The organism is Acinetobacter sp. 102 (assembly GCF_037028485.1).
Taxonomy (GTDB): domain Bacteria; phylum Pseudomonadota; class Gammaproteobacteria; order Pseudomonadales; family Moraxellaceae; genus Acinetobacter; species Acinetobacter higginsii.
This window is the reverse complement of the sequence record NZ_JAZEZK010000017.1, coordinates 18643-32565: the sequence shown is the minus strand read 5'-3', so window position 1 is coordinate 32565 and position 13923 is coordinate 18643. Positions and strand designations below refer to the sequence as shown.

Annotated in this window: 13 protein-coding genes, 4 tRNA genes and 1 riboswitch; of the genes, 3 read left to right on the top strand and 14 right to left on the bottom strand. The window is 42.1% G+C overall.

The features are described 5' to 3' along the window. Window positions 1-47: 47 nt before the first annotated feature. Complete coding sequence (gene ribB, locus WA352_RS16185; protein WP_005205490.1) at window positions 48-707, bottom strand: 3,4-dihydroxy-2-butanone-4-phosphate synthase; 660 nt, start codon at window positions 705-707, stop codon at window positions 48-50. 98 nt (window positions 708-805) lie between these two features. Further along, window positions 806-963: riboswitch (FMN riboswitch) on the bottom strand. 185 nt (window positions 964-1148) lie between these two features. Here ribB and WA352_RS16180 point away from each other — a divergent pair. Then, on the top strand, window positions 1149-1373 hold the full coding sequence (locus WA352_RS16180) for a hypothetical protein (RefSeq protein ID WP_004804958.1): 225 nt from the start codon (window positions 1149-1151) through the stop codon (window positions 1371-1373). A 1-nt stretch (window position 1374) separates the two neighbouring features. Then, window positions 1375-2547: a hypothetical protein gene (locus WA352_RS16175; RefSeq protein WP_004804960.1), complete on the top strand. Its 1173-nt coding sequence runs from the start codon at window positions 1375-1377 to the stop codon at window positions 2545-2547. On the opposite strand, the gene WA352_RS16170 is transcribed toward WA352_RS16175, so the two are convergent. From WA352_RS16170 to WA352_RS16115, 12 genes are all read right to left on the bottom strand, one after another. Then, window positions 2544-4334, bottom strand: coding sequence for a patatin-like phospholipase family protein (locus tag WA352_RS16170; protein WP_005312665.1), 1791 nt, complete (start codon window positions 4332-4334; stop codon window positions 2544-2546). The genes WA352_RS16175 and WA352_RS16170 overlap by 4 nt on opposite strands. A 188-nt stretch (window positions 4335-4522) precedes the next feature. Beyond that, the gene (gene panD, locus WA352_RS16165) at window positions 4523-4903 is read right to left on the bottom strand and encodes an aspartate 1-decarboxylase (protein WP_004655255.1); all 381 of its coding nucleotides are present in this window, start codon (window positions 4901-4903) and stop codon (window positions 4523-4525) included. Between the two features lie 139 nt (window positions 4904-5042). Beyond that, window positions 5043-5624, bottom strand: a complete 582-nt coding sequence (gene pth, locus WA352_RS16160) for an aminoacyl-tRNA hydrolase (RefSeq protein WP_004804964.1) — start codon at window positions 5622-5624, stop codon at window positions 5043-5045. Between the two features lie 19 nt (window positions 5625-5643). Next, on the bottom strand, window positions 5644-5940 hold the full coding sequence (rplY, locus tag WA352_RS16155) for a 50S ribosomal protein L25 (protein WP_004663523.1): 297 nt from the start codon (window positions 5938-5940) through the stop codon (window positions 5644-5646). 97 nt (window positions 5941-6037) lie between these two features. After that, a complete protein-coding gene (locus WA352_RS16150; protein ID WP_004804966.1) occupies window positions 6038-6991 on the bottom strand; it encodes a ribose-phosphate pyrophosphokinase in 954 nt (317 codons plus the stop codon). A 37-nt stretch (window positions 6992-7028) separates the two neighbouring features. Next, window positions 7029-7103: transfer RNA gene (locus WA352_RS16145), tRNA-Gln, on the bottom strand. Window positions 7104-7187: 84 nt separating this feature from the next. Next, window positions 7188-7262, bottom strand: a tRNA-Gln gene (locus WA352_RS16140). A gap of 18 nt (window positions 7263-7280) precedes the next feature. Beyond that, window positions 7281-7355, bottom strand: a tRNA-Gln gene (locus WA352_RS16135). Between the two features lie 29 nt (window positions 7356-7384). Beyond that, a tRNA-Gln gene (locus WA352_RS16130) sits at window positions 7385-7459 on the bottom strand. Continuing rightward, window positions 7458-8291, bottom strand: coding sequence for a 4-(cytidine 5'-diphospho)-2-C-methyl-D-erythritol kinase (gene ispE / locus WA352_RS16125; RefSeq protein WP_033134434.1), 834 nt, complete (start codon window positions 8289-8291; stop codon window positions 7458-7460). Before ispE ends, WA352_RS16130 begins: the two co-directional genes overlap by 2 nt. Window positions 8292-8305: 14 nt before the next feature. Continuing rightward, window positions 8306-8887, bottom strand: a complete 582-nt coding sequence (gene lolB / locus WA352_RS16120; RefSeq protein ID WP_033134435.1) for a lipoprotein insertase outer membrane protein LolB — start codon at window positions 8885-8887, stop codon at window positions 8306-8308. A gap of 4 nt (window positions 8888-8891) precedes the next feature. Continuing rightward, the gene (locus WA352_RS16115) at window positions 8892-10610 is read right to left on the bottom strand and encodes a tetratricopeptide repeat protein (RefSeq protein ID WP_033134436.1); all 1719 of its coding nucleotides are present in this window, start codon (window positions 10608-10610) and stop codon (window positions 8892-8894) included. A gap of 79 nt (window positions 10611-10689) precedes the next feature. On the opposite strand from WA352_RS16115, the gene hemA reads away from it, so the two are divergent. After that, entirely contained in the window at window positions 10690-11973 is a 1284-nt protein-coding gene (hemA, locus tag WA352_RS16110; protein ID WP_004804973.1) for a glutamyl-tRNA reductase, read from the top strand. A 7-nt stretch (window positions 11974-11980) separates the two neighbouring features. Here hemA and WA352_RS16105 read toward each other — a convergent pair whose 3' ends face one another. Beyond that, window positions 11981-13867, bottom strand: a complete 1887-nt coding sequence (locus tag WA352_RS16105) for a DNA primase (RefSeq protein ID WP_033134437.1) — start codon at window positions 13865-13867, stop codon at window positions 11981-11983. Window positions 13868-13923 lie beyond the last annotated feature (56 nt).

Below are 13923 nucleotides of genomic sequence, written 5' to 3'. Positions count from 1 at the left end.
AACGAATTGTAAAAAGCCTCGATGATTCGAGGCTTTTTTATCTCTAATTAGACATTGTGTTTTAAGCGGTATTGCACCAGTTCTTCAATGCTAATCACAGTTAAACCATGGGTTTGTGCATAAGCAAGCACTTGAATACCAGAAGCCATAGAGCCATCAGGATTGGTCAATTCACACAATACCCCAGATGGTTTTAAACCTGCTAGACGTGCTAAATCAATTGTACCTTCCGTGTGACCACGACGGCTTAACACACCGCCTTCACGCGCACGTAAAGGAAATACATGACCTGGACGGCTTAAGTCACTCGCTACTGCGCCATCTTTGGTTGCAGCTAAAACTGTGGTGACACGGTCTTTGGCAGACACGCCTGTGGTTACACCTTGTGCCGCTTCAATCGTTACTGTAAATGCTGTTTTAAATTGGCTGGAATTGTCGACGACCATGGGTGGAAGTTCTAAATGATCAGCTAAGGCTTCTGTTAAGCATAAGCAAACAATACCTGAACCATCACGAATCATTTGCGCCATGGTTTCGACAGTTAAAGTTTCAGCAGCAATAATCAAGTCAGCTTCGTTTTCACGATCAAAATCATCCATCACCAATACAGGTTTGCCTTGGCGGATATCTTCTAAAGCTTGTTGAATACGTTGTTCAGCAGGGGAAAGGGCTGAAAAGAAAAGTTCGGGTTGGATTAAACTAGACATAATGAAACGCTCTCGTAAATTGGATACGGTTGAACATTTCAGGACTGATGTAAAAAATAAGCGTGCACAAAAACAACGCAAAAAGCGTATTTCAGTGGTTTCGTCTTCTTTCATCCGGACTATACCGTCGGCTTTGGTCTCTCACCAAATCTGCGAGTATATAAAAATATATACAGGCTCGTGGGCTGATTAGGTCATTTGATTAGAATGCCTAACTTACCACCGGTGGGGAATTTCACCCCGCCCTGAAGCGATGTGCTTCGATTATAGTCGGATTTTTATGAGAAAAGGCAACTTTTTATAGAATGAATCGTTCTATAAAAATGAAAAAATTTGCTGAGAAGTAGCTCTAGTTTTTCTATCGATCTGTGAAACTGGCAATGGATTTAAATTGAGCATACACTCGAAAGATAAAATAACAATAATTCAAGGAGTCGATAAATGGAGCAAGCAGATAAGACAGAATTAGAACGATTGGCACAACAATTACGTCGGCCTGTGATGAGTCTTCAACCATTTTCACAACTTTCTAATCATGATTTGGCTTGGCTCAATCAACAATTACAACAGGCCATCAAAAATGAGGATCAGAAAATGAATCGTAGTGTGTACCAAACACCTTTTTTCCTTCGTTGGCTGTTTCGAAAAAATAAAATGAGGGAATAGCATGACTCGATTGGCAGTACAGGCAGAGCTGATTAAGCTCGCTCGCATTTTGCAGGTCTCAGAGCAAGAATTAGAGTTTATGCAGTTTTTGGCCCCTGAAAACCTTAGACAGTTTCGGTTTGCGATATTAGAACGACTACAAAATCGTCAGAAAAAGCGTTTCCGTTACCTAGCAGCATGGGTGAGTTGGTTACCACGTTGGGTAAGTGTTTTTATGGTTAAACACTTTTTAGAACCCTTTATTGTCGCCCAGATTGCAGTGTATTTATCTACAGAAAATTCTTATCGAATAGCGAAGCATTTACCTGCAAAAACCATAGCTGCAATTGCTGTTTATTTAGATCCTCGATTGGCAAGAGAACTACTTGGTTATCTTACTACACATCAAATTACCGACATTACTCAAGTTCTATTGGAGCAGCGGGACTTTGTGACAATTGGTCGTTTTGTCAGTATGTTGTCAGATGCGGTATTACAAGATGTGGCGCAAGTGGTCGAGAGTGAAAGTGATCTGTTAGAAATAGCTTTTTATATTGAGTCCCGAGAGCAAATCGATCATCTGGTGCATGTTTTGCCCAAGCAGCGCATTGAGCAAGCCTTATTGATTGTGGGTGATCCAGCCCAGCGACTGGTATGGCCTAAAGTTTTGGCTTTAATGAGTTATATCAGTTATGGACTTAAGCAGGAGCTTGGTGATTTAGCGGTTCAGCAAGGGGAATCCGTTGTGAATGCGATTATTCAAGCCACACAGGAAGACCAATTGTGGGAAGACATGTTGCCTGTCGTGGCCTGTTTGTCGGCGCAAGCACAGAGCTTTGTTGCTAATTTACCGACATTAAGAAGAGTAGAGATTATTCGGAGTATTGTAGAGGCGGCTGATCGTTGTGATTTATGGACGGATATGTTGGTTATTGTGAATTATATGCAAGATGAGGCAAGGGAGGTTGTTGCCACGGCGATTGCCCAAATTGATGAGCAGGTCCTGCATCATATTGCCTATGCATCATTATTACGCTCACAATGGGAAGTTACTTTCGATATTATGCGACGTATGCCAATCGACAAGCAGCAGCTATGTCATCGTATTCTAGATGGTTATATGCAGCAATTAGATCCAGAAACTTATCAATATTTAGATGGGCTATTGGATCGTTATCAGATTCATTCGGCTTAAGCACTAGGCAACGTTTCTCGAATTGGCAATAAGGTTTCTAGAGCATGCTCATAGCCGCGTTCGATTAGTTCATCTAATTTATGCCAGTCAAACATACCGATACCTTCAATGGGCATGCGGATATGTAAATTGGCGCGTTCAATTGCCGCTGTTTGTATCATGGTATCACTCGCAAGGGTCGCGGTACGCATCAAAATCTCTGCCAAACGTGGTGCATGTAGAAGCTTATCTTTGATGATTTTATTCCAGTTCAATAATGCACTTTGATCTGGTTCTTCTAAACCAATTCCTGGGACTCGAATATCATCATGCAAGCTGACATTGCTAGCAATAATGGTGCCTCGCTCTAAGTTTTGCATAACATCTGTGGGGAGATTGTTAATTACACCGCCATCACAGAGCAGGTTTTCATGCCAAGCAACAGGAGGAGCAACACCCGGCACACTCATGCTGGTTCCAACCCAAGTCGCCAGTTCACCTTGATCATGAATCACCGCTTGACCTGTCGTAAGGTTGGTTGAAATACAGTAATAGGTCTGTCTGAGCTCTTCAATTCTGCGACTTCCAAAGATGGCCTGTAATCGGGTATGGAAACGTTGCCCACGAATCAGTGAAACGCGAGGCATGGTGTAATCATTGAGGTAATTTCGTGCGACAAAAGTTTCATAAGCAATATGGGTCATTTCCACACTATCAAAACCACAGGCGACTAGCGCCGCCACAAATGCCCCCATACTGGTGCCCCCAACAATATCAATCGGGATATGTAGTTGTTCAAGCGCACGAATTAAACCAATATGGGCAAAGCCACGTGCACCACCACCACCAAGTACCAAGCCAACGCCTTGGCTGGAGATCTGACGAGCGACGGCGCAGATATCGGCCTGTGCCCATGGGTGAATAAAGTAGTGGGCGCGGGCATGATAGAGCTGTTTCCAAATCAATGTATGCGGAGATGGGTCTCCTTCGGAACGCAGTAAAACCAATTCAATTGGACTTTGCCAATCATGCTGATTCAATACATCCGATAGTCTGGTTTGAGTGGGTGTTTGGTTGGCCTCCGCCAAAATCAATATTCGATCAGCTTGATGTAAACAGCGTTTCGACCATTCATCATCACTGCAATCCGCAGCATAGAGTACATAACAGTGTTTTTCCTCTAAATTGGCCAGCCATTGGCGTAGTTTTAAATCTTCACTACTGTAATCTAATGGGGTTTGGCTAAAACCTACCCCAAATAACGCATCAATATGTGCAGCAGTGACTAAACGAACTTGAGGCCAACGTTGTAAGTGCTCGGTCAGTTTTTCTGCCAGATGTGTGGCAGGGATATGTGCGGATACAGGAATTACTGAAAGTGTACGACTGTGTCCCATTGCATGACAATGTTGTAATTCGGGTTGCGAGCGGTGAATGATGAGTCGAGATAAAGCAAATAACACTTTGGGGTGTTGGTGAATGAAATCTAGAAATTGTTGTTGTGGAATACCGAGTAGAGCAGTGTCACGGACTGCATTGACTGTACCTTGATGAGGTTGATTGGAAATGACACCTGTTTCGCCAACAATATCATGGCGACCAAAATACGTCAGTAAGCCTGCCGAAGTGGTCAATTTGACCCGACCATAAGCAACAATATACACATAATCGGCAATATCATGTGCACAATAAAGCTGCTGTCCTGTTTGTAAATGACGAATATGACAGTGAGGCACCAAGCTTTCTAGGGTGGTGTGATCGGAATCAGCAAAGAGGCTAACTTTGCTAAGAAGATGAGTAATATCCATATTGTTCAAATTATCATTATTGTCTTCTTATTGAACAAATTTTGGTGCTGTTTTACAAGTTTGCTTGCGTAAAACTTGGCCTTATTTTTCAGTGTTTTTGTATTTTGCCCTAGAGGATGAATGGGCTGTGTTTGTGCAATAAAAAAGCCAGTTCATATTGACTGGCTTTTTGAGAATCTTTATAGGTCTTATGCAATTTGTACAGGAATACAGTTTGCAGTGTGGTTCACTGTATTGTCTGGGTTTGCATAAACTAAACGTGGTTTGTGAAGATTGGCTTCGACTTCAGTAAAGTCACCGAAAGTCGCAATAATCACTAAATCACCAACATCAGCTTGATGGGCTGCGCCACCATTCACTGAAATAATACCTGAGTCATCTTCACCACGGATTGCATAGGTGGTGAAACGTTTGCCGTTAGTGACGTTCCATACGTGGATTTCTTCGTATTCACGAATCCCTGCTAAGTCCATTAATACGCCATCAATTGCACAAGAACCTTCATAATGAAGCTCTGCATGAGTCACAACTGCACGGTGAATTTTACATTTTAATAAACGAGATAGCATGGCTAGCGTCTCCTGAGTAAGACCTAAGATGATTATCTTATGGTTGACTTGTCACGTTTTCCGCGGGCTATAGGCGGTTTGATGCGCATTTTGCGCTTAAAAATGCAATATGGCAAGCGGGATTGATCAACAATTCAGTTTAAGCGGGTTTGTAAGCGTTAATTTGATTCATTGCCTGTGACACTTGTCCATCAACAAGCATTTTCACTTGAGATAGGGCATGGTCAATGGCTGCATCCATTAAGCCTTGTTCACTGCTAGGTGCTTTACCAAGCACATGACCAGAAACGCGTTCTTTGGCACCCGGATGACCAATTCCAATACGTAGACGATGGAAATTAGCACCGATATGCGGGACGATATCGCGGAGACCATTATGTCCACCGTGTCCGCCACCTGTTTTCAAGCGAATAATGCCAGGATTCATATCCAGTTCATCATGCGCAATCAGGATTGCTTCAGGTGCAACTTGATAAAATTTAGCGAAAGGGACAACACTTTGACCAGAACGGTTCATAAAAGTGGTAGGAAGTAATAAACGGACATCATGACCTTCGATTTGGCCACGACCACTGTATCCATGAAACTTTGGATCAGCTTTTAAAGAAATGCCATAACGATCTGCAAGCTGTTCAACGAACCAGAAACCTGCATTATGGCGGGTTTGGGCATATTCCTTTCCAGGATTGCCCAAACCAACAATTAGCGAAATATTTGACACTAATTTACGCCTTTAACACTTATGCGCGTTTGAAGTCAGCGTGCATAGGCGTGTTTTTAGCAGGGTGGCGTTGTAACGCTTGGATTTTAACGTTTTCAACTTTGTCACCGATTTTGATTTCGATAACTTCTTCGAAGAAAGCGTTGTTTTCTAAAGCTTTAACGATTTCACGAAGCTCTAAAGTAACGGCTACAGGCTCAGCGCTACCACCATAGATGATTGCTGGGATTTGAGCAGCGTGGCGAAGGCGGCGGCTCGAACCTTTCCCTTGTTGTGCTACTTCACGTGCTTGAGCGTTTAATACGAAGTTTGCCATGGGCATATCCTCATTGAGTTTGAGTAACTAAACTTGCGACCAGTTTAGTGATAGAAAAACCCTAGCGAGCTAGGGTTTAAGAAAAAAAGCTGGGCTATTATAGATAACTATCGAACATTGCGCTAATAGATTCTTCGTTATTGATACGACGAATTGTTTCAGCAACCATGCTAGCAACAGAAACTTGGCGAATTTTACCTAAGCTTAGTGCTTCATCTGAAAGAGGAATTGTGTCAGTAACAACAAGTTCATCAATGACAGAGTTACGAAGGTTATCAATGGCTTTGCCAGATAAAACAGGGTGAGTTGCATAAGCAACAACACGACGAGCACCAAATTGTTTTAGTGCATCGGCCGCTTTGCAAAGCGTACCTGCTGTATCTACCATGTCATCGACGATCACACAGTCGCGATCTTTAACATCACCAATCAAATGCATCACTTGTGATTCATTTGCTTTTTGACGACGTTTATCAATGATAGCCAAATCGATATCACCCATTTGTTTAGCAACAGCACGGGCACGAACCACACCACCAACGTCAGGTGAAACAACCACAAGATTGTGGTGTTGTTGCTGGCGTAGGTCAGCGAGTAATGCTGGCGTACCATAGATGTTATCAACAGGGATATCGAAGAAACCTTGAATTTGGTCTGCGTGCAAGTCAATCATTACTACACGGTCAATACCAACAGTTGTCAGCATGTCTGCAACAACTTTCGCAGTAATCGGTACACGAGCAGAGCGTGGACGACGATCTTGGCGAGCATAACCAAAGTAAGGAATGACAGCAGTGATACGACCAGCACTTGCACGACGCAAAGCATCAGCCATCACCAAGATTTCCATTAGGTTATCATTGGTAGGGGCACAAGTAGACTGGACGACAAAAACGTCTTTACCACGAACATTCTCAGTAATTTCAACTGAAATTTCACCATCAGAGAACTTGCTAACAGAAGCAGCACCTAAAGGAATATGTAAATGGCTTACGACTTTTTGAGCGAAATGTGGATGAGCACTTCCACTAAAAACGACAAGATTGGGCATGAAGCACCCTTGGCGGTTGGCTTATAATGAATTTGGATGGCAGGGGCGGCTGGATTCGAACCAACGGATGCCGAGATCAAAACCCGGTGCCTTACCACTTGGCGACGCCCCTAATGCGGCAGAACTTTAAAGGTTTTAAAAGATAATGTCAATATATTTGAGCAAATATCAATATAAAACAAGTCTGTCTAAGATATGGCAGGGGCGGCTGGATTCGAACCAACGGATGCCGAGATCAAAACCCGGTGCCTTACCACTTGGCGACGCCCCTAAATTCGATACTATGTAATGGCAGGGGCGGCTGGATTCGAACCAACGGATGCCGAGATCAAAACCCGGTGCCTTACCACTTGGCGACGCCCCTAAATATTACATGTATCTACAGATGAAAATTGGCAGGGGCGGCTGGATTCGAACCAACGGATGCCGAGATCAAAACCCGGTGCCTTACCACTTGGCGACGCCCCTAACAGGTAACTTCAAAATGTCTTAGAGGTGATTCTGCTAAACTGTTGACCAAGTAAGCTTTACAAGGCGCGTTTTGCAAAATTTGCTCTATATTCATTTCATCGGTTACTTCAGTAAAAACACAAGCACCTGTACCTGTAAGCTTTGCTAGACCAAATTGATCTAAATATTGCATTGCTTCATCTACTTCAGGGTATAACTGTCGAGCCAGAGGTTCAAAGTTATTTCCAAAATTAGAAGGTTGTAACTGATAGGCGCAAAATGTAGTGATCTTAGAATCTCTTGTCAATGTTTTTTGTGAAAAAAGCTGTTGAGTGCTGATAAAACAGTCAGGTTTTAAGATTATGAATTTTTTTTGAGCTAAGTCTATGAATGATAAATGTTCACCGATGCCTTCTGCCCATGCATTACGACCTAAAACAAAGATCGGAACATCTGCCCCAAGCTGTACGCCATAATCGGCTAATTGCTGTTCATCTAAGCCGCATTGCCAGAGCTGATTCAGTACAATCAGTGTGGTTGCTGCATTGGATGAACCACCACCGAGACCAGCGCCCATTGGAATGTTTTTTTCAATGCTGATAGTTAGCCCACAGATTTTTTTTGCATGTGGTTTGAGTAGCTGTGCAGCACGATAGATTAAGTTTTGTTCAAGAGTGACTTCGTTCAGACCCTCAATTTGAATGATTTGCTCTGAGCATTGCTCAAAAGTCATCCAGTCATATAGATCAATCAGTTGAAAAATAGTCTGTAATTCATGATAACCATTGTCACGACGACCTGTAATATGCAGAAACAAGTTCAATTTTGCAGGGGAAGGCACTCTAATCATAAAAACAATCTAAATCATCGGTTTTGAATCACCATTGTAATACGGTTTTCTTTGTTATCGACAAGTGCTTGCTTCAATAAAAGTTTATTGGGAAGGGTTTGCGCATCGTTATAGCTAAAATCAACCGTCCAGCCATCTTCAACTAACTGCTTTAGACGATTATTTTCATCTTTATTCACTTGTGCATCTTGAGTCGCAGGCTTAGCTTGTACCCAATAAGCGAGATGCATAATCGGTGCTTGCCAACCAGTTGCTTTCTCAAGTAACTCTTCAGGTGTTTCAGCCGTAATTAGACCTGTTTTGGCACTGTTTAATGTCACTTCACCCGGTTTACCTTCGATCTGGGTTTTACCAACTCCTAAAATTCCAGTGAGTTCAATATCAAACTGATCCTGTTGTTGAACCCATGTGAAAAAAGCACTGCCAGATTGTTGTGGTGTGCGGACACCGATTTTACCTTGTAAGCTAAAATTATTTTCATCTTGAACTTGTGGTGATGCAATCACTTTATTTGGCTGACTTAAATGTTGGCAACCAGTTAAAAATAGAACGCTACTACTACAAACGGTGATGCATAATTTTGAAAACAAGCGCATGAATTTAACTCTTTTTTACGGTGATGGGTAAGATTAAGCTATCAAGTTGTTGTAATTGTGGGGCATTGGCATGTTTTTGTTTCAATTGCTGTAACACCTCGCTAAATTGCGTGAGTGCGCCTTGCATATATAGGGCTTTAGCATAACGAATACCAATATTGACATTCTCACTCAGCGAATACGCTTGGCCCAAGACTTTGGATGCGGTATCGAAATCATTTTGTAAAAAGGCGATATAGCCTAAGGTGTCTAGGATAGATGCCTGTTCTGGGGCAAAATCTAACGCTAGTTCTGCATATTTACGTGCTTCTTTAAGGCGACGGTTTTGTAGTGCCAGTGTATAGGCATAAGCATTGAGATAGGTTGGGCTATTGGGCTCAATTATTAAGAGTTGCTTTAATGTTTTGTCTAATTTATCTCGATCGGTATATGGGTCGAGTAATAATACTTCGGCATAAATCAATTCAGGATCGTCGGGTAGACTCTTAATTGCTTCATCCAGTAAGGCCAAAGCCGCCTTTTTATTATCCATCTTCTTTAAAATATCGGCCTGTGCTTGATATAAGAAACTGGCATGTTGTGGATAGTTGACTCGTTCTTGGGTCAAGAAGCGTAAGGCATCATTCAGTTGACCTTGTTTTTCAAAGATCGCAATCATATTGCGTCGAGAAACGATATATAAACTACCATCGACTAGGCGATAGTATGCTTTTGCAGTTTCATAATGTTGTTTACGTTGTGCATTGATCGCAAGGTAATAATAAGCCTCATTTTGGTATTTTGCCGATGAGCGCAATTCAACCAGATATTGTTCGGCTTTTTCGTATTGCTTTAAGTCAATACTGGTCAAGCCTGCAATAAAGAGCGCTTCTTCTGCCTTGGGATGATCTTTAATAATATCTTCAAGTTTATCCAAGGCTTCTTGTTGCTGATTAATTTGAATGTAATAACGTGCTTCTGCCATGCGAACATCAATATTGTTCTTGTTTTTGCGACTAGCTTTTTCAAACCATTGTTTGGTTTCTTCATCATTCTGCAAAGCCATTAATAGGTTGGCTTTCATTAGAATAAAACTGGTTGATTTTGAACGCTTGCGTAATGCACGATTAATATTATTCAGTGCTTGTTCATACAAACCATCTTGCGCTTCTAAACCTGCAATTAAAGCGAGAATAGAGGGATTGTTGCGCTCCTCACTGGCACGGAGCGCATTGAGTAGAATCTCACGATCTTGTGCTTGTTCAGGTGCAATACCCGCCAAAATCTGTTCAAGATCGGCAGTAGGATCAATATTGAGAATCTTATCCAGCGTCTTGGCTGCTAACTCATATTCATGTGTTTTTAACGCGATATGAGACAAATAGAACAGGGCTGGAACATCTTTGGGTTCTTGTTCAACCCAATGCGTGGCAATATTTAAAGCAGCTTGTAAATCATTGTATTCTAAAGCAATGTCTAAGGCACGTTGTTTAATGGTGGTTGAGTTACTACGAATCGCAAGCACAGTATAATTATGTAGTGCCGTTGCAATATCGTCATAAGCAAGAGAAAATTCAGCAATCATGCTCTGTTGCAGTGCATGCTCAAAGCTCTTATCTGCATACATGTCGTGTATTGCTTGTGCAGAGACATAAGAGCTCATGCTACCTAACAACAAGATTGTGGTAGAATACCGTCTAATCGTCTTGCCGCTAAAAAGGGTACGGCGATATAGCTGACGCAATTTTTATTGATCCAAAGTAATGCTTTTTATGACACCGATGTTGCACAATAACATAAATTTAGCGAAATGATGATCTGATATGTCTTTCTTTGCATTGGGCGTCAACCATCAAACAGCCTCTGTTGAACTTCGCGAACAAATTGCTTTCAATGCAGAGCGATTAGCTGCGCTATTGCTTGAGCAAAACCAACATGCATCACTGAATGATTTAGTGGTGGTGTCGACCTGCAATCGTACCGAAGTGTATGCCATGACTGAGGATGCGGATAGCGTCCTGAGTTGGCTGGCCCAAGTGAATAATATTGATGTAAAACAGTTAATTCATCATGTTTATCGTTACGAAAATGCCCAAGCAGTTACACATTTAATGCGTGTTGCCAGTGGTTTAGACTCGCTGATGCTGGGTGAGCCGCAAATTTTAGGGCAAGTGAAAAGTGCATTGGCGCTGTCAAAAGATGCAGAAACTGTTTCGCCTGAATTGAATAGTGTCTTTGAATATGCCTTTTATGCAGCAAAGCGCGTCCGTTCTGAAACCTCGGTAGGAAGTCATGCTGTTTCAATGGGTTATGCGGTTGCGCAACTGGCCTCACAAGTGTTTAGCCACACGGAAAAACTCACAGTGATGGTGGTCGCGGCAGGCGAGATGAACACCTTGGTTGCCAAACATTTGGCCGAAATGGGGGTTGCTAAAATCCTGATTTGTAACCGTAGCCGCGAACGTGCAGATCTGTTGGCACAAGAAATTGCCCATCAAGTTGATGTGGAAATTATTCCCTTTGCTGAGCTTGCACAAAACTTGCATAGAGCGGATGTCGTCTCTAGCTGTACAGGTAGTTTGCATCAAGTGATTGAATATTCAGACGTTAAAGCTGCATTAAAAAAGCGTCGCTATCAACAAATGTTGATGGTCGATTTAGCTGTTCCGCGTGACATTGATCCGAAAGTGGAATCATTGGATAACGTGTATTTGTATGGTGTTGATGACTTACAAAGTGTAATTGATGAAAACCTAGCGCAACGTCGTCAGGCCGCAGTTGAAGCTGAAATCATGGTCAATCAATTGGCAACCCAATTAATGACCCAACAAAAGGTCAAAGAAGCCAGTGGTACCATTCAAGCTTATCGTCAACATAGTGAAGAAGTCAGTCAAAAAGAATTGGCGCATGCTTTAGAATCGTTGCAACATGGAAATACTGCTGAACAGGTCTTACAAGAGTTTGCACATCGTCTGACCCAAAAGTTGATGCACCCAACCTCAATTTTACTTAGAGAAGCAGCTAAAGCTGAAAATCCAGATTACTTTGAATGGCTACAGCAACATCTACAAGATGTGTTTGAACATGAGCGTAAGCCACGCCAGTAATGGACAATTAAGACAATAAACGCAAACTAATCTGTTTGGTCAATTCATTCAGTTGTTGACGTAAATTACGCGATTCAATTAAAGAAATTGGCGATTTGAGCTTTAAGCGCAAATACTTCTCTTGTAGCCCTAGCGCATATTCTTTTGCAAGTTTATCGGCAACTTCAGGTGCTTGGGTTAAGGATTGGATATTGGTACGCTGCATAATATCCGCCAGTTCATGGCTATAACTACTACAAGCGCCCAGCACATAATAGGTTGCAAGTTCCTGATCATCAGGAAGATCATCAAATACAATATTCAGTGCCGCTAAAATCTTCGCCAATAATTCATTTTGATCAATCACCGCGCGTAGCTCTTCAAAATGAATATACAGGAAGGGGTGGTGCATTAAAATTGCCACTGCAAAATCTTCATCCTTGGTCTGAATATTAAAAGATAAAGAGGCATCGTGGCTGATTTGTGGCGTGAAGCGTTTGCCTAGACCGAGTTTTTCACGGAAAGACTGACTCAGTAGATAACGAAATGAACCATGTTTGGGTAGTAGTTCTGTTAATTCACGCAGTTCACCCATGACCAGACTTTTACCTTCGGGTGTACTGACGTCATGCTGTCCTGTTAAATGGGCAAACACAAAGTCTGATAACAGTGGTGCTTGCTGTAATAATTTTTGGAAATTTTCTAAGCCTTCACGACGAATCAGCGAGTCTGGATCGTGCTCATTCGGAAGCACAAAGAATTTTAGTTCACGACCATCATTGAGTAGTGGCAATGCAATTTCCAAGGTGCGTCGAGCTGCTTTTTGACCTGCGGCATCTCCATCAAAGGCAATCGTAATTCGAGAATTTTGTTTAAACAGGGTGGTTAAATGATCGGCATTACTGGCCGTTCCCAGTGTCGCCACTGCACCATTGATCCCATATTGCTGTAAGGCAATGACGTCCATATAACCTTCGACCATCAACCAATCATTGGCTTTGAGTTTACGACCTTCGTATAGACCATAGAGCAGCTGGTTTTTATGGAATACTTCAGAATCAGGTGAGTTGATATATTTGGGTTTAATCTCATCGTTTAAGGCACGACCACCAAAACCTACTACACGTCCTTTATGATCACGGATCGGGAAAATCACTCGTTCACGCAATAAATCGAAATCTCGACCGCTATCACTGGAACGAATTAAGCCCAGTTGTTTTAACCCTTCAATATCTTGTGGGAAGGCTTTTTCTAAATGTTGCCAGTCTTCTGGGGCATAACCCAAACGCCAAAATTGAATGGTTTGTGGGGATAAGCCACGTTGTTTAAAATAGTTTTGTGCCTTTTGACTATTAGGGAGTTGGCGTTCATAAAATTGGGCGACATTTTCTAACAAGTCGTAGAGATTACCTTCTTGTACTTGTTCTTGAATGTTAAATGAAGGATCAAACTGCGCAAAAGGATCATCCATATAGTGATCCATATCAACAAAATGATCGTCCAGCGCTTCCTGGATAGAAGGAGCTGGTGCTGTTGATTGCTCTTGCGGGGTTTGTGTGATTTGCGGAGCTACAGCCTGTTGTGGGCTGCGTTTATAGGATAATTTTTTATTGTCGTGATTATCTTTGGGTAATTCGATGCCTGTCTGATTAGATAAATCTTTCATTACATCGACAAAGTTACGGCTATCAATGTCCATCAAAAAGCGAATGGCATTGCCATTGGCTTGGCAACCGAAGCAATGATAGTACTGCTTATCTCGATAAACATGGAATGAAGGTGACTTTTCCTGATGGAAAGGACAGCAACCCGAATAAGTACGTCCCGTCTTTTTTAACTTCACACGTTGACCGATCAGATCGACAATGTCGGTTCGATCTAAAATTTGATCAATCGTATGTTGTGGAATTGCCATGTGTGTTTAACCATTTAAGACTGGGAGTAGAACATTGTTGCACTGCAAAATGTCAG